Annotated in this window: 27 protein-coding genes; 18 read left to right on the forward strand and 9 right to left on the reverse strand. The window is 70.3% G+C overall.

Annotated features, from left to right (window positions below; genetic code table 11):
• Positions 1-9: 9 nt before the first annotated feature.
• The 5 genes from groL to ABD708_RS12270 form a co-directional block, all read right to left on the reverse strand.
• Entirely contained in the window at positions 10-1632 is a 1623-nt protein-coding gene (gene groL / locus ABD708_RS12250) for a chaperonin GroEL (protein WP_344754812.1), read from the reverse strand.
• A 194-nt stretch (positions 1633-1826) separates the two neighbouring features.
• Complete coding sequence (locus ABD708_RS12255) at positions 1827-2030, reverse strand: cold-shock protein (protein ID WP_344754814.1); 204 nt, start codon at positions 2028-2030, stop codon at positions 1827-1829.
• Positions 2031-2196: 166 nt separating this feature from the next.
• Positions 2197-2778 (reverse strand): LytR C-terminal domain-containing protein, encoded by a 582-nt coding sequence (locus tag ABD708_RS12260; protein WP_344754816.1) that lies wholly within the window; start codon positions 2776-2778, stop codon positions 2197-2199.
• A gap of 26 nt (positions 2779-2804) precedes the next feature.
• Positions 2805-3062 (reverse strand): DUF3263 domain-containing protein, encoded by a 258-nt coding sequence (locus tag ABD708_RS12265; RefSeq protein ID WP_344754818.1) that lies wholly within the window; start codon positions 3060-3062, stop codon positions 2805-2807.
• A 16-nt stretch (positions 3063-3078) separates the two neighbouring features.
• Positions 3079-3576: a GNAT family N-acetyltransferase gene (locus ABD708_RS12270; protein ID WP_344754820.1), complete on the reverse strand. Its 498-nt coding sequence runs from the start codon at positions 3574-3576 to the stop codon at positions 3079-3081.
• A 65-nt stretch (positions 3577-3641) separates the two neighbouring features.
• On the opposite strand from ABD708_RS12270, the gene msrB reads away from it, so the two are divergent.
• From msrB to ABD708_RS12340, 14 genes are all read left to right on the forward strand, one after another.
• Positions 3642-4061, forward strand: coding sequence for a peptide-methionine (R)-S-oxide reductase MsrB (gene msrB / locus ABD708_RS12275; protein WP_344754822.1), 420 nt, complete (start codon positions 3642-3644; stop codon positions 4059-4061).
• A 39-nt stretch (positions 4062-4100) separates the two neighbouring features.
• On the forward strand, positions 4101-4505 hold the full coding sequence (locus ABD708_RS12280) for a TOBE domain-containing protein (protein ID WP_344754824.1): 405 nt from the start codon (positions 4101-4103) through the stop codon (positions 4503-4505).
• The gene (modA, locus tag ABD708_RS12285; protein ID WP_344754826.1) at positions 4502-5296 is read left to right on the forward strand and encodes a molybdate ABC transporter substrate-binding protein; all 795 of its coding nucleotides are present in this window, start codon (positions 4502-4504) and stop codon (positions 5294-5296) included. The genes ABD708_RS12280 and modA overlap by 4 nt, the downstream gene beginning before the upstream one ends.
• On the forward strand, positions 5293-6144 hold the full coding sequence (locus tag ABD708_RS12290; protein ID WP_344754828.1) for an ABC transporter permease: 852 nt from the start codon (positions 5293-5295) through the stop codon (positions 6142-6144). The genes modA and ABD708_RS12290 overlap by 4 nt, the downstream gene beginning before the upstream one ends.
• A 169-nt stretch (positions 6145-6313) precedes the next feature.
• Complete coding sequence (locus tag ABD708_RS12295; protein WP_344754830.1) at positions 6314-6592, forward strand: type II toxin-antitoxin system RelE/ParE family toxin; 279 nt, start codon at positions 6314-6316, stop codon at positions 6590-6592.
• The gene (locus ABD708_RS12300; protein WP_344754832.1) at positions 6567-6866 is read left to right on the forward strand and encodes a HigA family addiction module antitoxin; all 300 of its coding nucleotides are present in this window, start codon (positions 6567-6569) and stop codon (positions 6864-6866) included. The genes ABD708_RS12295 and ABD708_RS12300 overlap by 26 nt, the downstream gene beginning before the upstream one ends.
• A 38-nt stretch (positions 6867-6904) precedes the next feature.
• Positions 6905-8089 carry a molybdopterin molybdotransferase MoeA gene (locus tag ABD708_RS12305; protein ID WP_344754834.1) on the forward strand — a complete coding sequence of 395 codons (1185 nt, stop codon included), beginning with the start codon at positions 6905-6907 and terminating at the stop codon, positions 8087-8089.
• Positions 8082-8564: a cyclic pyranopterin monophosphate synthase MoaC gene (moaC, locus tag ABD708_RS12310; protein WP_344754836.1), complete on the forward strand. Its 483-nt coding sequence runs from the start codon at positions 8082-8084 to the stop codon at positions 8562-8564. Before ABD708_RS12305 ends, moaC begins: the two co-directional genes overlap by 8 nt.
• Positions 8561-9031, forward strand: a complete 471-nt coding sequence (locus tag ABD708_RS12315) for a MogA/MoaB family molybdenum cofactor biosynthesis protein (protein WP_344754838.1) — start codon at positions 8561-8563, stop codon at positions 9029-9031. The genes moaC and ABD708_RS12315 overlap by 4 nt, the downstream gene beginning before the upstream one ends.
• 65 nt (positions 9032-9096) lie before the next feature.
• Positions 9097-9921 carry an FAD binding domain-containing protein gene (locus tag ABD708_RS12320; RefSeq protein ID WP_344754840.1) on the forward strand — a complete coding sequence of 275 codons (825 nt, stop codon included), beginning with the start codon at positions 9097-9099 and terminating at the stop codon, positions 9919-9921.
• Positions 9918-12683: a molybdopterin-dependent oxidoreductase gene (locus ABD708_RS12325; protein WP_344754842.1), complete on the forward strand. Its 2766-nt coding sequence runs from the start codon at positions 9918-9920 to the stop codon at positions 12681-12683. Before ABD708_RS12320 ends, ABD708_RS12325 begins: the two co-directional genes overlap by 4 nt.
• Before the next feature lie 34 nt (positions 12684-12717).
• Complete coding sequence (gene allB / locus ABD708_RS12330; RefSeq protein WP_344754844.1) at positions 12718-14079, forward strand: allantoinase AllB; 1362 nt, start codon at positions 12718-12720, stop codon at positions 14077-14079.
• Complete coding sequence (gene pucL / locus ABD708_RS12335; RefSeq protein WP_344754846.1) at positions 14079-14942, forward strand: factor-independent urate hydroxylase; 864 nt, start codon at positions 14079-14081, stop codon at positions 14940-14942. Before allB ends, pucL begins: the two co-directional genes overlap by 1 nt.
• Positions 14939-15460, forward strand: a complete 522-nt coding sequence (locus tag ABD708_RS12340; protein WP_344754848.1) for a nucleoside deaminase — start codon at positions 14939-14941, stop codon at positions 15458-15460. Before pucL ends, ABD708_RS12340 begins: the two co-directional genes overlap by 4 nt.
• Here ABD708_RS12340 and ABD708_RS12345 read toward each other — a convergent pair.
• From ABD708_RS12345 to ABD708_RS12355, 3 genes are read right to left on the reverse strand one after another with little or no spacing between them, the layout of a single operon-like run.
• The gene (locus ABD708_RS12345; protein WP_344754850.1) at positions 15457-15777 is read right to left on the reverse strand and encodes a winged helix-turn-helix transcriptional regulator; all 321 of its coding nucleotides are present in this window, start codon (positions 15775-15777) and stop codon (positions 15457-15459) included. The two genes, ABD708_RS12340 and ABD708_RS12345, sit on opposite strands and share 4 nt — an antisense overlap.
• Positions 15774-16178 carry a VOC family protein gene (locus ABD708_RS12350; protein ID WP_344754852.1) on the reverse strand — a complete coding sequence of 135 codons (405 nt, stop codon included), beginning with the start codon at positions 16176-16178 and terminating at the stop codon, positions 15774-15776. Before ABD708_RS12350 ends, ABD708_RS12345 begins: the two co-directional genes overlap by 4 nt.
• A 32-nt stretch (positions 16179-16210) precedes the next feature.
• Complete coding sequence (locus tag ABD708_RS12355; RefSeq protein WP_344754854.1) at positions 16211-16738, reverse strand: GNAT family N-acetyltransferase; 528 nt, start codon at positions 16736-16738, stop codon at positions 16211-16213.
• Positions 16739-16832: 94 nt separating this feature from the next.
• Between ABD708_RS12355 and ABD708_RS12360 the strand changes: the two genes are divergently transcribed.
• The 3 genes from ABD708_RS12360 (at position 16833) to ABD708_RS12370 (ending at position 19207) form a co-directional block, all read left to right on the forward strand.
• Complete coding sequence (locus ABD708_RS12360) at positions 16833-17264, forward strand: bleomycin resistance protein (RefSeq protein WP_344754856.1); 432 nt, start codon at positions 16833-16835, stop codon at positions 17262-17264.
• Between the two features lie 57 nt (positions 17265-17321).
• A complete protein-coding gene (locus ABD708_RS12365) occupies positions 17322-18842 on the forward strand; it encodes an HNH endonuclease (RefSeq protein WP_344754858.1) in 1521 nt (506 codons plus the stop codon).
• Positions 18843-18931: 89 nt separating this feature from the next.
• Positions 18932-19207, forward strand: coding sequence for a hypothetical protein (locus tag ABD708_RS12370; protein ID WP_344754860.1), 276 nt, complete (start codon positions 18932-18934; stop codon positions 19205-19207).
• 1 nt (position 19208) lies between these two features.
• Here ABD708_RS12370 and uraH read toward each other — a convergent pair whose 3' ends face one another.
• Positions 19209-20036, reverse strand: a complete 828-nt coding sequence (gene uraH / locus ABD708_RS12375; RefSeq protein ID WP_344754862.1) for a hydroxyisourate hydrolase — start codon at positions 20034-20036, stop codon at positions 19209-19211.
• Between the two features lie 36 nt (positions 20037-20072).
• Between uraH and ABD708_RS12380 the strand changes: the two genes are divergently transcribed.
• Positions 20073-20651 carry a nucleotidyltransferase family protein gene (locus tag ABD708_RS12380; protein WP_344754864.1) on the forward strand — a complete coding sequence of 193 codons (579 nt, stop codon included), beginning with the start codon at positions 20073-20075 and terminating at the stop codon, positions 20649-20651.
• Positions 20652-20653: the final 2 nt, after the last annotated feature.

Raw genomic sequence — 20653 nt, forward strand, 5'->3', positions numbered from 1 at the left:
TCTCAGGGCTCAAAAGTCCATGCCGCCGGTCGGGTCGCCGGCCGGGACGGCCGGGGCCTTCTCGGGCTTGTCGGCGACGACGGCTTCGGTGGTGAGGAACAGGCCGGCGATCGACGCGGCGTTCTGCAGGGCCGAACGGGTGACCTTCGCCGGGTCGATGATGCCCTGCTCGAGCAGGTCGCCGTACTCACCGGTCGCGGCGTTGAGGCCGTGGCCGACGGGCAGCTCGGAGACCTTCGCCGCGACGACGCCGGGCTCGAGGCCCGCGTTGGTGGCGATCTGCTTGAGCGGCGCCTGGATGGCGACCTTGACGATGTTCGCGCCGGTGGCCTCGTCACCCACGAGCTGGAGCTTCTCGAACGCGAGCTTGCCGGCCTGGATCAGGGCGACGCCACCGCCGGCGACGACACCCTCTTCCACAGCGGCCTTCGCGTTGCGGACGGCGTCCTCGATGCGGTGCTTGCGCTCCTTGAGCTCGACCTCGGTGGCCGCGCCCGCCTTGATGACGGCCACGCCGCCGGCGAGCTTGGCGAGGCGCTCCTGCAGCTTCTCGCGGTCGTAGTCGCTGTCGGTGCTCTCGATCTCGTTGCGGATCTGCTGCACGCGGCCGGCGATCTGGTCGGCGTCGCCCGCACCCTCGACGATGGTGGTCTCGTCCTTGGTGATGACGACCTTGCGGGCCTGGCCGAGAAGGTCGAGCGTGACGTTCTCGAGCTTGAGGCCGATCTCCTCGGAGATGACCTGGCCGCCGGTCAGGATCGCGATGTCCTGCAGCTGCGCCTTGCGGCGGTCGCCGAAGCCGGGGGCCTTGACGGCGACCGACTTGAAGATGCCGCGGATCTTGTTGACGATCAGCGTGGCCAGGGCCTCGCCGTCGACGTCCTCGGCGATGATCAGCAGCTGCTTGCCGGACTGGATCACCTTGTCGACGACGGGCAGAAGGTCCTTGATGTTGGAGATCTTCTGGTTGGCGATGAGGATGTAGGGCTCCTCGAACACCGCCTCCTGGCGGTCGGGGTCGGTGACGAAGTACTGCGACAGGAAGCCCTTGTCGAAGCGCATGCCCTCGGTCAGCTCGAGCTCGGTGCCGAAGGTGTTCGACTCCTCGACGGTGACGACGCCCTCCTTGCCGACCTTGTCGATCGCCTCGGCGATGAGCTCGCCGATCTCGGGGTCAGCGGCGGAGATGGAGGCGGTCGCAGCGATCTGCTCCTTCGTCTCGACCTCCTTGGCGCCGGAGATGAGCTCGTCGGTCACGGCGGCGACGGCCTTCTCGATGCCCTTCTTCAGGCTGATCGGGTCGGCGCCGGCGGCCACGTTGCGCAGGCCCTCGCGGACGAGCGCCTGGGCGAGAACCGTCGCGGTGGTCGTGCCGTCACCCGCGACGTCGTCGGTCTTCTTCGCGACCTCCTTGACCAGCTCGGCGCCGATCTTCTCGTACGGGTCGTCGAGCTCGATCTCACGGGCGATGGAGACGCCGTCGTTCGTGATCGTGGGAGCGCCCCACTTCTTCTCGAGGACGACGTTGCGGCCGCGCGGACCCAGGGTGACCTTGACGGCGTCGGCGAGCGTGTTCAGACCGCGCTCGAGGCCACGACGCGCCTCCTCGTCGAAAGCAATGATCTTTGCCATGGTTGTTTCTCGTCCCTCCTGGACGTAGCAGCGAAAGATGTCGTTAGCACTCAAAAGACTGGAGTGCCAAAAGTGATTCTGGCACTCTCCCTACGCGAGTGCAAGAAACCCGGCGGGCATCCGTCACATCCCGAAACGGCAAAAGCCGCCCGGCGCACTGCCGGGCGGCTTTCGCGAGTTCGAGGAAGTGCGCGCTAGGCCAGGCGCACCGACTCCGCCTGCGGGCCCTTGGAACCGGTGCCGACCTCGAAGACGACCTGCTGGCCCTCTTCCAGAGTCTTGTACCCGCTCATGTCGATGGCGGAGTAGTGGACGAACACGTCCTGCCCGCCGCCGTCGACTGTGATGAATCCGTAGCCCTTTTCAGCGTTGAACCATTTGACGGTCCCGTTCGCCATCGTTTCTCCATTGCGTGTTGCCGGACGCGCGCACCGTTTCGACGCATCACTGTGCGCATGATCGTAGCCACACCCAGGGGACGGATATCCCGACGAGGGGCCATTTCCGCCAAATGGTTACGGCCCCGACCGGGCATCGTCACACGGGCGTAACACGGCCACCCGCTCAGCCCGTGTAGTCGGCCCCGAGCACCACCGTCACGGCCGCTCCGGCGAACTGCGCCGACTGTGTCACCGTCGTGAGGCCGAGCGACTGCGCGACCCCGAGCGCGACCCCGATCTGGCCCGGGTCGGAGTAGTACACCGTCGTCGTCGTCGCGCTCTGCGGCGCGTTGCCCGTCGTCACCGTGGACCAGCCGGCGGCCTTGAGCTTGGTCGCCGCCGACGCGGCGAGGCCCGCGCGGCGCGTGCTGTTCAGCACGCTGACCTGGGCACTCGGCACGATCGTCGCAGTCGGGGTGGGGGTGGGGGTGGGCGTCGCGGTCGGCGTCGGAGTCGTGGTCGGCGTCTTCGTCGGTGAAGCCGTCTCGGTGACGGTCGGCTGCGGTGAGGCCGAGCCTCCCGGCAGGCTGTTGTCGAGCACGTGCAGGTAGATCCACCCGGCCCCGACGATCACGAGGATCGCCGCGAGGCACCACACGAGCCACAGCAGCCCGCGGCCGCGATGCTGAGGCGCCCGGTGAGCGCCGACGCGCTCGAGATCGGTCGGGACCATATCGAAGCGGTCCTTCGGGAATTGCTGGGCCATGCGCTCGGGGGCGGTCCTTCCTCGGATCAGTCGATCGGCCGGGTACGGGCTGAGCGCAGCTCGCGCCGCTCGTCCCGCTGCCGCAGGAGTCGCCTCACAAGAAGGGGGTCGTAGGCGAGTGCGGCAGGGTTCTCGATCAGCCGACCGAGGATCTGATAGTAACGGGCGCCCGAAAGGCCGAACTGGGAGCGGATCGCCTGCTCCTTCGCTGCGGGCCCCTGCAGCCACTCCCGCTCGAAGTCCAGCACGGCGACCTCGAGGTCGGTGAGCGGGGCGCGCGGCATGGGCACAGGCTAGCGATCAGACCGCGCAAGCAGCGGCGGCAACGCCGAGCGCCTCCCGACTTTCGCGATACATCCCGATATGACGGATGCCCGCCTCGAGGTACACCTCGCCATACGGCTCGAAGCCGGCCTTGGCGTAGAGCGCCTGCGCGTACTCCTGCGCGTGCAGCACCAGGTCGCGACCCGGGTTGTCCGCGATCGCCGCGGCGAGCAGTCTGCTCGCGAGGCCGCGCCCCCGGGCATCCACTCTCGTCACGACCCGCCCGATGACGACGTGCGCCGCGCGGTGCTGCGGCTCGTCGTCCCAGAGCGTGCGCAGGTAGGCGAGCACCGAACCGTCTTCTGCGGCGATCCAGTAGTGCCGCGTCGCGGGTTCGAGGTCGCGGTAGTCGAGCTCGGTCTCGTCGACCTTCTGCTCGACGAAGAAGACGTCGGTGCGCAGCTTCGCGATCTCGTAGAGCTCGCGCGTTGTGAGTTCGTCGAACGGCTTCACGATCACGGAACTTTCTGACACTCGGGCGAGTTTACTGAGGTGAAGCGGCTTCACGAGAGCACGCACCAGAGCAGAGAGGTACAGGCATGGGAGAGGTCTCGTCCACCAACTACAAGGTCAGCAAGAGCGACGCCGAGTGGCGCGAGCAGCTGGACCCCGAGCAGTACGCCGTGCTGCGCCAGGCCGCGACCGAGCGCCCGTGGACCGGTGAGCTGCTCGATGAGGACCGTGCCGGCATCTACACGTGTGCGGCCTGCGGCGCCGAGCTGTTCAAGAGCGGCACCAAGTTCGACTCGGGCTGCGGCTGGCCCTCGTTCTACGAGAGCGTGCGCCCCGAGGCGGTCGAGCTCATCGAGGACCGCTCGCTCGGCATGCTGCGCACCGAGGTGCGCTGCGCCAACTGCGGCTCCCACCTGGGGCATGTCTTCCCCGACGGCTTCGGCACACCCACGGGCGACCGCTACTGCATGAACTCGATCTCGCTGGCGTTCAGCCCGGAGAACTAGTCGCGGAATTTCCGCAATTGCGTCACTAGAGTCTCTTTTGTGACGCAATTGCGGATTTCTGAGGCGGCCGCGCTCCTCGGTGTGAGCGACGACACCGTGCGGCGCCTGATCGACCGCGGCGAGCTCGAGGCGAACTCCGACGGCGACGGGCCGCAGACCGTCGACGGCGCAGCGCTCGCGAAGCTCGCCGTCGAGCGCGCGAAGGCCGCGCCGGACCCGTCGCCCGTGCTCAGCTCGGCGCGCAACCACTTCGTGGGCATCGTCACGCGCGTGCAGCTCGACGGCGTGATGGCCCAGATCGACCTCCAGGCCGGGCCCCACCGCATCGTCTCGCTGATCAGCGCCGAAGCGGCCCGCGAACTCGGGCTCGAGGTCGGCACGCTCGCGACCGCCGTCGTCAAAGCGACGAATGTCAGCGTCGAGACGGTGGGAGACGGCCGATGAGACGGATGCCCGCGCTGTTCGCGGCCGGCATCGCCGCCGCCCTGCTGCTGAGCGGGTGCGCGGGCTCGAGCCCGGCGAGTCGCACTCAGCAGGCATCCCCCGCTCCCAAGATCCAGACGATCACCGTGTTCGCGGCGACGAGCCTCACCGCGACCTTCAACACGCTGGGCACGGCATTCGAGGCGGCGAACCCTGGCGTCAGGGTGCAGTTCGACTACAACGGCACCTCGACCCTGGTCACGCAGCTGTCGCAGGGCGCGCCGGCCGATGTCCTCGCCTCGGCCGACGAGAAGAACATGCAGAACGCGGTCAGCCAGAACCTCATCTCGGGCACGCCCGTCGACTTCGCGACCAACGTGCTCGAGATCGCGGTCGCGCCAGGCAACCCCAAGAACATCACCGGCTGGTCCGACCTCGCGAAGTCCGGTCTCAAGGTCGACGTGTGTGCCGACGGCGTGCCGTGCGGCAACGCCACAGAGGCGGTCGAGAAGGCCACGGGAGTGACGCTCACGCCGATCAGCCAGGAGCAGAACGTGGGCGACGTGCTCGCCAAGGTCGAGAGCGGCGATGCGGATGCCGGGGTGGTCTACGTCACCGACGTGAAGGGCGCCGGCTCGAAGGTCGACGGGATCCCCTTCCCCGAAGCGCAGCACGCGATCAACACCTACCCGATCGCCGCAACAGCATCGTCGAAGCACGCGGCGCTCGCGAAGAAGTTCATCGCGTACGTCACGGGCGCCAAGGGCCAGAAGCTGCTCGCGGACGCGGGCTTCGGGGCGCCGCCGAAGTGAACCGGCCCGCGCGGCGCGGCTACCCGGCCTGGCTGTGGATTCCGGCCGGGCTGGGCGCGGTGTTCGTGCTGCTGCCGCTCGTCGCGATCGTCACACACGTCGACTGGCCGCACTTCGGCGAGCTCGTCACCTCGGCATCGTCGTCGGCCGCGCTGCAGCTCAGCATCCAGACGGCACTTCTGTCGACCGTCGTGTGCATCGTGCTCGGCGTGCCGATGGCGATCGTGCTCGCCCGCGGGCGCTTCCCCGGCCAGTCGATCGCGCGGGCGCTCGTGCTCGTCCCGCTCGTCATGCCGCCCGTGGTGAGCGGCCTCGCGCTGCTGTACGCGGTCGGCAGCCGCGGCCTGCTGGGGCCCGTGCTGCTGAAGCTCGGCCTGCAGGTGCCGTTCTCGACGGCGGCGGTCGTGCTCGCGCAGTCGTTCGTCTCCCTGCCGTTCATCGTGATCAGCCTCGAGGGGGCGCTCCGCACCGTCACCGAGACGCACGATGAGATCGCGTTCGCCTACGGGGCCAGCCGCACGCAGGTGCTCTTCAAGATCACGCTGCCGAGCCTCGCCCCCGCGCTCATCTCGGGCACCGTGCTGTCATTCGCGCGTGCCCTCGGAGAGTTCGGCGCGACGATCACGGTGGCCGGGTCGCTGCAGGGGGTCACGCGCACCCTGCCGCTCGAGATCTACCTGCAGAACAACCTGAATCCGGACGCAGCGGTCGCGCTGTCCCTGCTGCTGGTCGTGATCGCGCTGGCCGTCGTGCTCGTCGCGGGCCAGCCGTGGCGGCGCGCGGCTCTCGCCGAGCTGCTCGACGTGTTCAACGGCGATGCAGGCAGGAAGGCTCCGGCTCCGAGATAGGCCGGGGCGAGGAACCGCAGGCTAGTCGATGGGGTGATCGAGGGGACGATTCGCCGAGCGGCGACGCTCAGGGCGTGAACGGAGTGAGGCAGAACGGGTGTGCGCAATGACCGATTCCGCTCTCGGAGCCCGACTCACCGATACTTGCGCAGTGCGCTAGTATCGGCGCGTGAGGTTCGCGGACCGTGACACCGAGGAGTACTGGCTCAGTGGCGCGGCCCCGCGACGCGTGCCACCCGACGTCCGCAAGCGCCTGGTGCGCAGGCTCCAGCTGCTGGATGCAGCAGGGGAGCTTGAAGATCTGAGAATCCCGCCCTCGAACCACCTGGAGAAATTCCAAGGCAACCAGGCGGGCAGCTACAGCATCCGAGTCAATGACCAGTGGCGGCTGGTCTTCGGTTGGGACGGAGGAGAGGCGATCGATGTCGTATTCATCGACTATCACTGACGATCTGTCCACGCCCGGCGAGATCCTGCTCGAGGAGTTCCTCAAGCCGCTCGGCGTGACGCAGTACGAGCTCGCCAAGCGCATCGGCGTCGACCAGTCGCGCATCTCGCGGATCATCCGCGGAAAGCAGGCGATCACCGCTGACACAGCGCTGCGCCTCGGCGCGTTCTTCGGCACCACCCCGCAGTTCTGGCTGCGGCTACAGGAAGGCTACGACCTCGCCATTGCGCGCGCGGAGGCACCGATCAGCAGCATCCGCCCGCTGAGCGCCTGATTCCTCCGGGTGCTCGCCGGACGGCATAGCGTGGTCCCATGACCACCGTCGCCGAGCACAGGGCCGCCGTGCGTGGCCTCGTCGAGTCCCATTGGCACCCCGCGACGGAAGTCGTACCGCTCGGCGCCGCGCTCGGCCGCGTGCTCGCCGAGGACGCCCGCACCCCCATCGACCTGCCGCCCTTCGACAACTCGCAGATGGACGGCTACGCCGTGCGATCGGATGCCGCGGCCGGCCCGCTGCGCGTCACTGGCCACGTCGCGGCCGGAGACCCCATCACGAGCTTCGCCGGCGGCGCCGTCGCGATCATGACCGGCGCCCCGATGCCGGTCGGTGCCGACGCGGTCGTCCCCGTCGAGGCCGTCGGCACCCCGGGCGACTTCGCCGCCGTCGGCGAGACGATCGAGCTGCGGCAGCCGGTGGAGCGCGGCACGTTCGTGCGCGCCCGCGGCAGCGATCTGCCCGGAGGCTCCGTGCTGCTCGAGGCCGGGGCGACGCTGGGGCCGGCGCAGCTCGGCGCGCTCGCGGCATCCGGTCTCTCCACCGCGCCGGTGCGCGCGCGGCCGCGCGTGCTGATCGTCTCGACCGGCGCCGAGCTCGCCGAGCCCGGCGAGCCGCTGCGCACCGGCGCGATCTACGACGCGAACGCCGTCTCGCTGTCGGCGGCGATCACGCTCGCCGGGGGCATCGCGCTCGCGACGGGCGTGTACAGCGACGAGCCCGGCCACCTGCGCCTCGCCCTCGAGGCGGCCGGCCCGGTCGATCTCGTCGTCACGAGCGGCGGCGTGAGCGCGGGCGCGCACGAGGTGGTGCGCGACACGCTCGAGCCGCTCGGAGTGCGCTTCGGCTCGGTCGCCCTGCAGCCCGGCGGCCCGCAGGGACTCGGCGCGATCACCGTCGCGGGTGCGGCGACCCCCGTGCTGTGCTTCCCGGGGAACCCGGTCAGCTCGCTGGTCTCGTTCGAGCTGTTCCTGCGCCCGGTGCTGCGCGGCGACCGCCCGATGCTGAGGGTGCCGCTCGCGGCATCCGTCGACTCCCCTGGAACCAAGCACCAGGTGCGCCGCGGTCGCCTGACCGACGCGGGCACCGTCGAACTCGTCGGCGGCCCCGGCTCGCACCTGCTCGCGGCGTACGCTCGTTCTGACGTGCTGGTACACCTACCGGTCGGCCTCTCCCGCGCCGAGGCGGGCGAGACCGTCGAAGTCTGGAGGATCGATGAGTGACGCGCCCGACGCTCTCACCCATGTCCGCGCAGACGGCGCCGTGCACATGGTCGACGTGAGCGAGAAGCAGGTCACCGCGCGCAGGGCCGTGGCCGCGGCATCCGTTATCACCCGTCCCGACGTCGTCGAGCTGATCGCGCAGGGGAAACTACCCAAGGGCGAGGCCCTCGCTGTGGCGCGCATCGCGGGCATCATGGCAGCGAAGAAGACCTCAGAGCTCGTGCCGCTGTGCCACCCCCTGCCCATCTCGGGCGCCGACCTCGAGCTGCGCGCCGAGGGCGACCGGGTCGAGATCCGCGCGACCGTGAAGACCGTCGGCGTGACCGGGGTCGAGATGGAAGCGCTGACCGCCGTCTCGGTCGCGGCGCTCACCGTCTACGACATGATCAAGGCCGTCGACAAGGGAGCCGTCATCACCGACGTGCGGGTGCTCGAGAAGGACGGGGGCAAGTCCGGCGCGTGGAGGGCGGTTTGACCGCGCTCGCCCTGACCGTCTCGACCCGGGCCGCGGCCGGCGTCTACGAGGACACGGGCGGTCCGCTGATCTTCGACTGGCTCACCGAGCGCGGCTTCGACACCTCGCGGCGCGTCGTTCCCGACGGGCCGGGCGTCGAAGCGGCGCTGCGCGGCGCTGTGTCGGCCCGGTTGCGCATCGTCGTCACGACCGGCGGCACGGGCATCAGCCCGACCGATCGCACGCCCGAGCACACCCGCGCCGTGCTCGACCTCGAGCTGCCGGGATTCGCCGAGGAGTTCCGCCGCGTGGGAGCCGCCCACAGCGCGCACGCCCTGCTGACGCGCGGCGTCGCGGGCGTCGCCGGGCGCACGCTGATCGTGAATCTGCCCGGCAGCGAGGGCGGCGTGCGCGACGGGCTCGCGGTGCTCGACGGCTTCTACCGGCACGCGCTCGAGCAGATCGCGGGCGGCGACCACCGTCGCTGAGCGGCCCGGACACGCCCCTGGATGCCGTTTGGGCCCGCGGCGGCACGGCGTGATTGAGTACTCCAATGGACCTGACCCGACTGGCCTCAGTGCGTACCGCGCGCACCCGCGACGAGCTGGTCCTCGCGCCCGGCGAGGTGTTCCTGGGCGGTGGCACCTGGTTGTACAGCGAGCCGCAGCCCGCCGTGACGGGCGTGGTCGACCTCATGACGATGGGCTGGGAGCCGCTCGAGCGGCGCGGCGACGGCGGGTTGCGCATCGCCGCCACCTGCACGCTCGAGCAGCTGCACGCGATCTCGCCTGAGCTCGGCGGCACCGCCCAGCCGGTGTTCGCGCAGGCGGTGCGCTCGTTCCTCGCGGGCGCGAAGGTGTGGCGCACGGCGACGGTCGGCGGCAACCTGTGCTTCTCGGCGCCCGCGAGCCCGATCCCGGCGCTCGCCGCGGTGCTCGACGCGTCGATCAGGATCTGGGGGCCCAGCGGGAAGCGCCGAGTGCCCGCCGCCGATTTCGTGACCGGGGTCGCCCAGAACGTGCTCGCGCAGGGCGAGCTCGTCCGGGCCGTCGACGTGCCCGCCGCCGCGCTCGGGGCGCGCACGGCCTGGCGCCGGCTGGCGCTCGCGCCGTTGGGGCGCGCCGGCGTGTTCGTGGGCGGACGGCGTGAGGCATCCGATCGCACCGTCATCGTGGTTGCGGCCGCGCGCACCCGGCCCGGCGTGCTCGAATTCGAACGGATGCCGGAGCCGGGCGAGCTCGCGGACGCCGTGCGCTCCCTCGGCGAGTGGTACGCGGACCCGCACGGCACGGCGGAATGGCGGCGCGCGATGGCGCTGCGGCTCGCCGACGAGGTGCGCGCCGAGCTCGCGGATGGCGACAAGGAGGCTCGCGCATGAGGCTGACCGTCAACGGAACCCCGGAGGAGTTCGAGCCGCAGCCCGGCCAGGTGCTGCGCACGGTGCTGCGCGGGCTCGGGCACTACGACGTCAAGCGCGGCTGCGACGCCGGCGACTGCGGGGCGTGCACCGTGCTGCTCGACGGCCAGGCGGTGAACTCGTGCATCATCCCGGCGCACCGCGCCGACGGCCGTGAGGTGACGACCGTACACGGCCTCGGCTCGTCCGACGAGTTGGCCCCCGTGCAGGAGCGCTTCGTCGCGGCGGGCGGATTCCAGTGCGGGTACTGCACCGCGGGATTCGTCGTCGCCGCCTCGACCCTCGACGAGGGCGACCTCGCCGAGCTGCCGCAGGCGATCAAGGGGAATCTCTGCCGGTGCACCGGCTACCGCTCGATCGGCGACGCGATCGTCGGCAGCCGCAACATGCAGCCCGCCGGCATCAGCAACGGCGACCCCGCCTACGGGCAGGCGGTCGCGCCGCCCGCCGCGCGGCGCGTCGTGAGCGGCGAGGAGGCGTACACCCTCGACCAGGACCCGCCGGAGGGCATGCTGCACCTCGCCGTGCTCGGCAGCCCGCACGCGCACGCCCGGGTCGTGCACGTCGATGCCTCGCGCGCCCTCGCGCTGCCCGGGGTGCGCGCCGTGCTGACCGCAGAGGACTCCCCCGCCGTGCGCTTCTCGACCGCGCGGCACGAGCACCGCGAGGACGACCCCGACGACCAGCTCGTGATCGACACCGTGATGCGCTTCCGCGGGCAGCGCGTCGCCGCCGTGGTGGCCGAGTCGCAGCGCATCGCCGAGCAGGCCTGCGCGCTGATCGAGGTCGGCTACGAGCTCATCCCCGCCGTCTACGACCCCGACGAGGCGCGCCGCGACGGCGCCCCCGTGCTGCACCCCGACCGCACCCCCGCCGACCGGGTCGACGACGCGGCGCACAACCGCGTGATCGCCTTCGACGAGGGGGCGGCGGCCGACGAGGTCGCTGCGGCGCTGGCATCCGCCCCGCATCGCTACACCGGCACCTTCGAGACGCACCGCGTCACGCATGCCGCGCTCGAAACGCCGGGCGCGCGCGGCTGGATCGACGAGGGCGGGCGCTATGTGATCCGCGCGAGCACGCAGGTGCCGTTCCTCGCGCGCGCCGAGCTGGCGCGCATCTTCGGCCTCGAGACCGAGCAGCTGCGCGTGCTCACGGGCCGCGTCGGCGGCGGCTTCGGCGGCAAGCAGGAGCTGCTCGTCGAAGACCTCGTGCTGCTCGCGATGCTCAAGACGGGCGCACCGGTCGAGTACGAGCTCACGAGGACCGAAGTGATGACGGCGATGCCGGTGCGGCATCCGATGCGGCTCACCGTCTCGATCGCGGCCGACGACGACGGCCGGTTCACCGCGCTCGACCTCGACCTGCTCGCCGACGCGGGTGCCTACGGCAACCACACCCGCGGCGTGCTGCACCACGCGGTCACCGAGTCGACCGGCATCTACCGCTGGGGTATGAAGCACGTGCACGTCGAGGGCGTGTACACGAACAATCAGCCCTCAGGGGCGTTCCGGGGCTACGGCCTCGGGCAGGTGATCTTCGCGCTCGAGTCGGCCGTCGACGAGCTCGCGCTGCAGCTCGGGATCGCTCCCGCCGAGCTGCGGCGGCGCAACATGATCACCGCGGACACCGATTTCGGCGGCGGTCCGTCCGACGACCTCGCGGTCGGCAGCTACGGGCTCGACCAGTGCCTCGACTGGGTCGAGGCGCGGCTGCGCGAGAGCGCCGCGCCCGAGTGGCGGCCGCAGGCCCTTCCGCTCGCGACGATCTCGCGGCCCGTCGGCCCGGAGTGGGTCGAGGGCACCGGGCTCGCGATCGCGATGATCGCGACGATGCCGCCGCGCGGGCACTTCGCGGAAGGCTCCGTCAGCCTGCTGCGCGACGGCACCTACCTTGTCGGCGTGGGCACAAGCGAATTCGGCAACGGCACGACGACGGCGCATGTGCAGTTCGCCGCGACGGCGTTGAACACGGATGCCGCGCGGGTCGCCATCCACCAGTCGGACACCGATGCCACGGGCTACGACACCGGGGCATTCGGCTCGGCGGGCACGGTCGTCGCGGGTCGTGCCGTGCACTCGGCGGCGCTCGGGCTGCGCGATCGGCTGATCGCGGCCGGTGCGGCCGAACTGGGCGCCGATGCGGGCGAATGCACGCTCGACCGCGACGGTGTGATCGGCCCCTCGGGGGCGCGCGTGGGCCTCGACGCGCTCGTCGAGGCGCTCGCGCCGCGCACCGGCCGGGTGACGCACCGGGCGAGCAACGACGGCACGCCGCGCTCCGTCGCGTTCAATGTGCAGGGCTTCCGCGTCGCGGTGTCGCGCGGCACGGGCGAGGTGCGCATCCTGCAGTCGGTGCACGCCGCCGACGCGGGCACCGTGATCAACCCCGAGCAGCTGCGCGGCCAGCTCGAGGGCGGGGTCGCGCAGGCGATCGGCACCGTGCTGTTCGAGAACCACATCCTGAAGGACGGCGTCGTCGAGACGCCCGTGCTGCGGCAGTACCACATCCCGCAATACGCCGACCTGCCCTACACGCAGGTGTTCTTCGCGGACACCTACGACCTGCTGGGCCCGCGCGGCGCGAAGTCGATGAGCGAGGCGCCGTACAACCCGGTGGCGCCCGCGCTCACGAACGCGATCAGGGACGCGCTCGGCGTGCGCCCGCACGCCACGCAGCTCACCCGCGACGCAGTGTGGGCGCTCGCGAACGACGCCGTGTAACCGGCCCGCAACGAACGCCCGCTTAGATGGCGACATGGCTGTGTACGACACCGTGATCAGGGGGCGCATCGTGACGCCCGAGGGTGAGCGTGCGGCATCCGTCGCCATCTCCGGCGGGCTGATCGCGGGCGTCTTCGAGACGGATGCCGCGCTCGAGGCCCGCACCGAGCTGGTGCTCGCGCCCGACGAGGTGCTGCTGCCCGGCCTCATCGACACGCACGTGCACGTCGACGAACCCGGCCGCACCGAGTGGGAGGGCTTCGCGAGCGCCACCGCGGCCGCCGCGGCCGGCGGAGTCATGACGATCGTGGACATGCCGCTCAATTCGATCCCGCCGACGACCACGCTCGACGCGCTGCGCGTCAAGCAGGCGGCGGCGCGCGGGCAGGCCCGCGTCGACGTCGGGTTCTGGGGCGGAGCCGTGCCCGACAACCTCGGCACCGGCGAGCTGCGCGCCCTGCATGACGCAGGCGTGTTCGGCTTCAAGTGCTTCCTCGCCGACACCGGCGTTCCCGAGTTCGGGCACCTCTCCGCCGCGCAGCTCGAGGCCGCCCTCACCGAGCTCGCCGCCTTCGACGGACTGCTCATCGTGCACGCCGAGCACCCGGCCGAACTCGCCGCGCACCCGTACGACGGCGGCGCCGACTACGCCGGCTACCTCGCCTCGCGCCCTGACGAGGCCGAGGCGGCGGCCGTCGCGATGGTCATCGACGCCGCCCGCCGCACCGGCGCCCGCGTGCACATCGTGCACGTCTCGAGCGCCGCCGTGCTGCCGCTGCTGCGCGCGGCCCAGGCCGAGGGCGTGCGGATCACGGGCGAGACCTGCCCGCACTACCTCACCCTCGACGCCGCCCTCATCGCCGACGGCGAGACGGCGTTCAAGTGCGCTCCGCCCATCCGCGACCACGCCAACCAGGACGCCCTGTGGGCCGCGCTCGCCGACGGCACGCTCAGCATCATCGTGAGCGACCACTCCCCTGCGACGGTCGACCTCAAGACCCGCGGCCACGACTTCGGGCAGGCGTGGGGCGGCATCGCCGGGCTGCAGCTCGGGTTGCCGGCCATCTGGACGGAAGCCGGCAGGCGCGGCATCCCGCTCGCCGACGTCGTCCGCTGGATGTCGGCGAACACCGCCGCGTTCGCGGGCCTCGCCGACCGCGGCGGCATCGCCCCAGGCATCCGCGCCGATCTCGTGGTCTTCGCCCCCGATGCGGAGTTCACGGTCGATGCGGCGGCACTCAAGCACAAGAATCCGATCACGGCGTATCACGGCCGCACCCTGCGCGGTCTCGTGCGCGCGACCTGGCTGCGCGGCGTGCTCGTCGACGACGCGGCGCCGTCCGGCGAACTCATCACGCGTCCGATAGCAACGTCGAACGCAAGAAAGGACGGCTGATGTACACGCTCAGCGCTAACCAGTACGGCAAGGGCGAGATCCACCTGGTGCGGATCTACCGCGACAGCCCGCGGCACGAGATCAGGGATCTCACGGTCACGACGGCGCTGCGCGGCGATTTCGCGGATGCCTACCTGACCGGCGACCAGTCGAAGGTGCTGCCGACGGACACGCAGAAGAACACAGCGTTCGCCTTCGCGAAGACGCACGGCGAGGGTGCGGTCGAGGACTATGCGATCGCACTCGCCCGCCACTTCGTCGAGTCGGACCCGTTCGCGACCGAGGCCGACGTCGACGTGCTGGTCGACGCCTGGGACCGGGTCGTGGTCGACGGGGCTCCGCACGATTTCACGTGGGTGCGGCGCGGGCCGGAGCGGCGCACGGTGGGCGTCGTGGCTTCCGGGAGCGGTGCTGAGGCGCGCGTCGAGGTGACGGGCGGGGTCGTCGACCTCGTGATCCTCAAGTCGACGGGAAGCGAGTTCCACGGCTTCCACAAGGACGCGTACACGACGCTCGGTGAGACCGACGACCGCATCTTGGCGACGTCACTCGACGTGAAGTGGGTGTTCGGGGCTGTTCCGGCTGACTGGGATGCGGCCTTCGACGCGGCCCGCACGGCGATGGTGTCGACGTTCGCGACCTGGCACTCGCTCGCCCTGCAGCAGACGCTGTGGCAGATGGGGCAGGCGGTGCTCGACGCGGTGCCGTCGATTTCTACGGTGACGCTGAAGGCGCCGAACAAGCACCACTTCCTCTACGACTTCACCCGCTTCACGGTCGAGCCGCCGATCCCGAACGAGAACGAGGTGTTCCACGCCGACGACCGCCCGTACGGGATGATCGAGGCGACGGTGAGCCGATGAGCGAGCCGGGGGCGAGCGAGGCGGATGCCGCGGCCGAGCTGCGCCGCCAGGCCGACGTCTACTGGCTCGAGGCCGCGGTGCGCCTCGCCGAGGACAACGTGCGTGACGGCGGCGGCCCCTTCGGTGCGGTCATCGTGAAGGACGGGGCGCAGGTCGCTGTCGGTCAGAACCGGGTGACCCGCGACAACGACCCGACGGCGCATGCGGAGGTGCAGGCGATCCGCGCGGCGGGCCGCGCGCTGGGCACCTTCGTGCTGTCGGGCACGACGTTGTACACCTCGTGCGAGCCGTGCCCGCTGTGCCTGTCGGCCGCCCTGTGGGGGCGGGTCGACCGCGTCGTGTATTCGGCGAACAGGCTGGATGCCGCGGCCGCCGGCTTCGACGACCACGAGTTCTACGAGCTCATGGCGAGCCCGCGCGACGGCTGGACGCTGCCGGTCGTGCAGGAGCTGCGGACGACGGATGCCTCAGAGCCGTTCGAGCTGTGGGACCGGAGCGCGGGGCGGGTGGAGTACTAGGACGGGTCCTGGTTCTGGGCCTGGTCGTGGTCCTTGCCCTGGTCCTCGCCCCAGCGTCCGAGCGCGACGATCGCCTCGCGCAGGGCGAGCCCGCGGTCGGTCAGCGCGTAGGCCCGGGTGTTGTGCCGGAGGGGCAGCCGGCGCAGCACGCCGGCCTCTTCGAGCTCGCGCAGGCGCGTCGCGAGGATGTTCGTCGGCACGCCGAGCTCGCGCTGCAGATCGCCGTATCGCTGCGGTCCGTCGAGCAGCTGCTCCACGATGAGCAGGGCCCACCGTGCTCCGACGACGCTCAGGGCGGCGGCGAGGTCATCGCTCACGCGGTCGGATCGGCATCCGGCTTCATCCAGAACGGCGAGTAGTGGTAGCCATCAGGATCGTCGAACTGGCGCTGGTACATGAAGGGGTAGTCGTCGGTATCGCCGACGCGCCCGCCTGCGGCACCGGCACGCTCGACGAGCTCGTCGACCGCCTCGCGGCTGTCGAGATCGAACGAGACCGTGACCTTCGAGGGAGTGTCCGGGCCGCCGACCAGTTCCTCGGTGCCGCCGACGCTCGCGTACATCTCGCGGCTGCCGAGCATGACGTACTGGTTCGGCGCGATCGCGAAGCACGACACGTTGTGGTCGGACATCTCAGTGTTGAGGATCCAGCCGAGGGTCGTGTAGAAGGCGGTGGCGCGCTCGACGCTGTCCACCGGGCAGGTGATGAAGAGGCTCATGCGGCGGATACTTGCAAAAAACAAGTGCGGCGTCAAGGGTCTGGGCCGCTCGCCGTTTCTTCGACGGTGAATCGCGCCCAGGCATCTGGCGGTAGATCAGGGCGTCCTGGCACAGCGCGATGCTCAAGGGTCCAGCGCTCGTCAGCTTCGAAAGCCACCGCGGCCCAGAATCGCGCGGCAGCGGCATTGACATCCTGATAGGCGGCCGCCCACCGTCCAGGATGCAGACGGGTGATCGCCCGCGCGGCAGCTCGGCCGTGCCCCGCACGCCGAGCGCCGTGAACGAGGAAGAAACTGCTGATGATTCGCTCGTCGGCATCGAGGCCGCGGACAATCGCCAGCCCGGCCGCCGAATGACCGAGTTGGAACAGGTAGGCAGCCCAATCAGGGTCGTGCAGCGCGGTGTCGAGTCGCTCCTGCCGGAATCGTCCGCGCGCATCGGGGAGCGATCGGTTGAATGCCGACATGTCGTGACGGAACATCGCCCAGAGCTGCTCGAGCACCGGTCGATGAGCCGTCTGCGCGGCAACGACGGAAAGCGGGAGCTGTGAAGTGGTCATACTGAAAAACCTCCACCCACTGGGTGGAGGCTTCGACGAGGTAATTCTATCGACACGCAGGGATCCGCGTCCGTGTTGCTGCCACGATGACCTCGTGGCTGCTGATCTCGAACCCGCGCTGGTGCCCGAACTGCTCGTCTCCGATCTGACGCGAAGCCTGTCGTTCTGGGTGGACCTCTGCGGGTTCTCGGTGCGGTACTCCCGGCGAGAGGAAAGATTCGCATACCTCACGCTCGGTACGGCGCACGTGATGCTCGAACAGACCGGCCTCGGGCGGAATTGGATCACCGGGCCTCTCGAACCTCCGCTGGGACGCGGCGTCAACTTCCAAGTCAGTGTGCCTGCCTGCACGCCGATCACTGATGCCTTGCGTGCTGCAGGCGTCGATCTCTTCATGGAGCCGGAGACGAAGTGGTATCGCATCGACGATCATGAAGCCGGCGTCGAGCAGTTCCTCGTCACCGACCCAGATGGATATCTCATCCGCTTTCAGTCCTCGACCGGTCGACGCGACATCGCCCGCTGAGGGTTCCAGCGGGCAGCAACGTTCGAGTTTTCCACAGCGTCGAACATTCCATCGTGAATGTCAGTGGTGGTGGGTAGCGTGGGTTTCGTGAGCATCGCAGATCAGTTCGATACCGGGGAAGACTCTTCCCCGGGGTTCGGGCTGTCGGCGGGTGAGCTGGCGGCGGCGGGCCGGCCGCGGGTGCTGGAGCGGGTGCGGCAGATCGACGCCGCAATCGCGGGCCTGCAGGCCGAGCGGGTGCAGCTTTTGGGGCGTCTCGGGGAGGAGGCGGTGATGCAGGCCGAGCTCGACGTCGAGATCGACCCCACCCTGTCTCTGGATCGGCGGTTGAACGCGCACCAGCGCTCACTCGCGCTGGAGCTCGCCGCGGCATCGAATACGGGCACGGATGCCGCGCAAAGGCAGCTCGCGGAGGCGTGGGTCCTGACGCAGAAGTGCCAGGTCGCTTTGCTGGCCCTGTCGTGCGGGGAGATCTCCTTCGGGCACGCCCTCACGATCGCGCGCGAGGTCGCCGATTTGGACGTCCTTGCTGCGGGGGAGGCGCAGGAGGCGCTGCTGCCGTACGCGCGAAGGCTCTCGCCGGGCCTGTTCGCGAAGAAGGCCCGCGAGGTCCTCGACGCGAACGACACACAGAGGCTGCATGACCGGCACCGGCGCGCGTACGAGCGGCGCAATGTGAGTGTGGACGGCGCCCGGGACGGCATGGCCACGCTGAGCGCGTACCTTGACGCCGCGGATGCGGCCGTGATCCGCACGGGCCTGGCGAACGCGGCCCGGGAGGCCCGCCAGGACGGCGATTCGCGTACGCGGGGCCAGTTGGAGGCCGACTTCCTCGTCGAGCTCCTCATGGACGGAGAAGTCGTCACCTGCGACGGCGACGGCGAGCACGCGGCGCGAGCCGACGAGGCCCCCGCGGGCGACGCCGGGAGCGACGACGCCGGGCAGGCCGCCTCCGGCAGCGATGGTGCCGGGCCCGCCGCGGCGCGTCCGCGCCTGCGGCGGCAGAAGCTGGTCGACAAGGCGCCGATCAGCATCGAGGTCCTCGTGCCGGCCGCGACCGCCGCCGGAGACGATGCCGCACCGGGGAGGATCCCCGGGATCGGCATGATCGACCCGGTCGCCGCACGGCAGCTGATCACCCGTGCCCCCAGCCTGCGCCGCATCCTCACGGATCCGATCACGAGTGCGATCCTCGACTTCGACCGCACCACCTACCGGGTGCCCGCCGAGCTGAAACGCATGATCCGCATCCGCGACGAGCACTGCCGCGCCCCAGGCTGCCCGAGACCGCCGGATGATCTCGACCACACGATCGACTACGCGAAAGGCGGCACCACCAGCCGCGAGAACCTCTCCGGGCTGTGCGAGAACCACCACTACGTCAAACACGAAACCGGGTGGACGCTACGGCAATACGCCGACGGCATCCTCGACTGGAGAAGCCCATCCGGCAGGCGGTACCAAACCCGACCCGACCTCATCATGCCCGCGCCACCCCCACCCGACCCCTGGGCACAAGACTGGGACGCCTACGCCGACAACACCCCATTCGACAAACCGTCGGAAGACGACGAATGACACGTGGGCGGTTTCCATTGAACGACGTTGAACGTGGGCCATCCACAGCCCGATCTCCCGGTGCCCGGTCCCGGCGCCGCGGGCGGCGGGTGATCGCCTTATCCCTCGATACCTGGGTCTGCATTGCCGGCTTCATCGCCGTCGGCACCGGGCTGTACACCGCGTCGCGCTCCGAGTTCCGCGCTCTGCGTACGGAGATCAAGGCCGACATCGACCATCTCGACAAGCGCTTCGCGTCAGAGAGCGCCGCGCTGAAGGCAGAGCTCAAGGCCGACATCCAGCGCCTCGACGACCGGGTGTACGCCCTCGCGGCCGGGCTGAAGCCCGATATCGAGCGCGCTGCCGATCAGCGCCGCGGCGCGTGACTCAGCTGCCGCGGTACGTCGAGTACGAGAACGGGCTCAGCAGAAGCGGGATGTGGAAGTGCTCGTCGACCGACCACACCTCGAAGTCGACGGCGACCTCCGGGAAGAACGAGATCAGGTCCTGCGTGGCGAAGTACGCCGCCGTGTCGAACACGACGCGATAGCGGCCGGCCGGCACCTGCGCCGGCCCGAGCTGCGCGATGCGGCCGTCCTCGTCGGTGATCCCGCGGCCGAGCTCGTGCCATTCCCCTTCTGAGAACGCGTCGAGCCGCACGGGCACGCGCGGTGCCGGGCGACCGCGCGCCGTATCGAGCACATGCGTGGTGATCTGGGAGCGATCGGATGACGCGGGCAGCGCGACATCGCTGAAGAACGTCCGCAGCCGCAGCTCCATGATCTGGCGCAGCTGCTCGATCGCCGTCGCGAGCTCGGTCTCGGCATCCAGCGCCAGCCGGCGCCGCAGCTCGATCAGGATCTCGGCACGGGTGCGGCCGGCCGCCCTGATCAAGAACACCCGGCCGAACTTCTCCTCGTACTCGCGATTGCCCTCGGCGATGCGCACCGCGAGCTCGGCATCGTCGGCGTCCGGCGCGGCCTGCTCGGACTGCGACATCCGATCGCCCTGCTCCCCGATCCGCGGGTGCTGCGCGAGCGCCTCGTCCAGCTCCGCCTCGGTGAGCGGCGTCGCGACCGCGCGCGCATGCTCGACCAGCGCGTCGACGTCGCCGTACGGCGCGCCCGCGATCATCTCGTCGACCCATCGCGCGACGCCCAGCGCGTCTGCGAGATGGGGACGCAGCTCGTCGGCGGTGATCGGGTTTCCGGCCATGAGCGACCTCCTCGTGATGCCGCTATAACCTTATCTATGGCCATCACCTTCCCCTCCGCCGGTGTCGTGCTCGCCGCGGGTGCGGGCACGCGGTACGGGGTTCCGAAGGCTCTCGCACGCGCCGCCGACGGGACGCCATGGGTGCAGCTTGCAACCGAGAAGCTGCTCGATGGCGGCTGTTCGCAGGTGACCGTCGTGCTCGGCGCTTCCGCCGCCGAGGCGCGCGAGCTCGTGCCCCGCGATCCGCGGGTGAACATCGTCGTCGAGACGCACTGGACGGACGGCATGGGCACGTCGCTGCGCGCCGCGATGCGCCATCTCGAGGCATCCGCCCCTCCCTCTGTCTCGAGCGCCGCGATCACGCTCGTCGACCTGCCCGACCTGCCCGTCGCGGTCGTCAAACGCCTGCTCAGCGGCGTGAAAATCACAAGCCTGAGGCAGGCCGTGTTCGCCGGCCGCCCCGGGCACCCGGTCATCGTGGGCCGGCAGCACTGGGCTGACTTCATCGGCACCCTGCACGGCGACACCGGCGGCCGCGAGTACCTGCTCGCGCACGGCGTGCGCGAGATCGAGTCGGGCGACCTGTGGTCGGGTCGCGACGTCGACGTGCGATAGCC

Origin of the sequence: Gryllotalpicola koreensis (assembly GCF_039538185.1) — a bacterium.
Lineage (GTDB): Bacteria > Actinomycetota > Actinomycetes > Actinomycetales > Microbacteriaceae > Gryllotalpicola > Gryllotalpicola koreensis.

Excerpts from the sequence above, each read along its gene's own strand:
- groL (WP_344754812.1), bottom strand. The coding sequence starts at position 1,632 with ATGGCAAAGATCATTGCTTTCGACGAGGAGGCGCGTCGTGGCCTCGAG.
- ABD708_RS12255 (WP_344754814.1), bottom strand. The coding sequence starts at position 2,030 with ATGGCGAACGGGACCGTCAAATGGTTCAACGCTGAAAAGGGCTACGGA.
- ABD708_RS12260 (WP_344754816.1), bottom strand. The coding sequence starts at position 2,778 with ATGGCCCAGCAATTCCCGAAGGACCGCTTCGATATGGTCCCGACCGAT.
- ABD708_RS12265 (WP_344754818.1), bottom strand. The coding sequence starts at position 3,062 with ATGCCGCGCGCCCCGCTCACCGACCTCGAGGTCGCCGTGCTGGACTTC.
- msrB (WP_344754822.1), top strand. The coding sequence starts at position 3,642 with ATGGGAGAGGTCTCGTCCACCAACTACAAGGTCAGCAAGAGCGACGCC.
- modA (WP_344754826.1), top strand. The coding sequence starts at position 4,502 with ATGAGACGGATGCCCGCGCTGTTCGCGGCCGGCATCGCCGCCGCCCTG.
- ABD708_RS12300 (WP_344754832.1), top strand. The coding sequence starts at position 6,567 with ATGTCGTATTCATCGACTATCACTGACGATCTGTCCACGCCCGGCGAG.
- ABD708_RS12305 (WP_344754834.1), top strand. The coding sequence starts at position 6,905 with ATGACCACCGTCGCCGAGCACAGGGCCGCCGTGCGTGGCCTCGTCGAG.
- moaC (WP_344754836.1), top strand. The coding sequence starts at position 8,082 with ATGAGTGACGCGCCCGACGCTCTCACCCATGTCCGCGCAGACGGCGCC.
- ABD708_RS12320 (WP_344754840.1), top strand. The coding sequence starts at position 9,097 with ATGGACCTGACCCGACTGGCCTCAGTGCGTACCGCGCGCACCCGCGAC.
- ABD708_RS12325 (WP_344754842.1), top strand. The coding sequence starts at position 9,918 with ATGAGGCTGACCGTCAACGGAACCCCGGAGGAGTTCGAGCCGCAGCCC.
- allB (WP_344754844.1), top strand. The coding sequence starts at position 12,718 with ATGGCTGTGTACGACACCGTGATCAGGGGGCGCATCGTGACGCCCGAG.
- pucL (WP_344754846.1), top strand. The coding sequence starts at position 14,079 with ATGTACACGCTCAGCGCTAACCAGTACGGCAAGGGCGAGATCCACCTG.
- ABD708_RS12340 (WP_344754848.1), top strand. The coding sequence starts at position 14,939 with ATGAGCGAGCCGGGGGCGAGCGAGGCGGATGCCGCGGCCGAGCTGCGC.
- ABD708_RS12350 (WP_344754852.1), bottom strand. The coding sequence starts at position 16,178 with ATGAGCCTCTTCATCACCTGCCCGGTGGACAGCGTCGAGCGCGCCACC.
- ABD708_RS12355 (WP_344754854.1), bottom strand. The coding sequence starts at position 16,738 with ATGACCACTTCACAGCTCCCGCTTTCCGTCGTTGCCGCGCAGACGGCT.
- ABD708_RS12365 (WP_344754858.1), top strand. The coding sequence starts at position 17,322 with ATGTCAGTGGTGGTGGGTAGCGTGGGTTTCGTGAGCATCGCAGATCAG.
- uraH (WP_344754862.1), bottom strand. The coding sequence starts at position 20,036 with ATGGCCGGAAACCCGATCACCGCCGACGAGCTGCGTCCCCATCTCGCA.
- ABD708_RS12380 (WP_344754864.1), top strand. The coding sequence starts at position 20,073 with ATGGCCATCACCTTCCCCTCCGCCGGTGTCGTGCTCGCCGCGGGTGCG.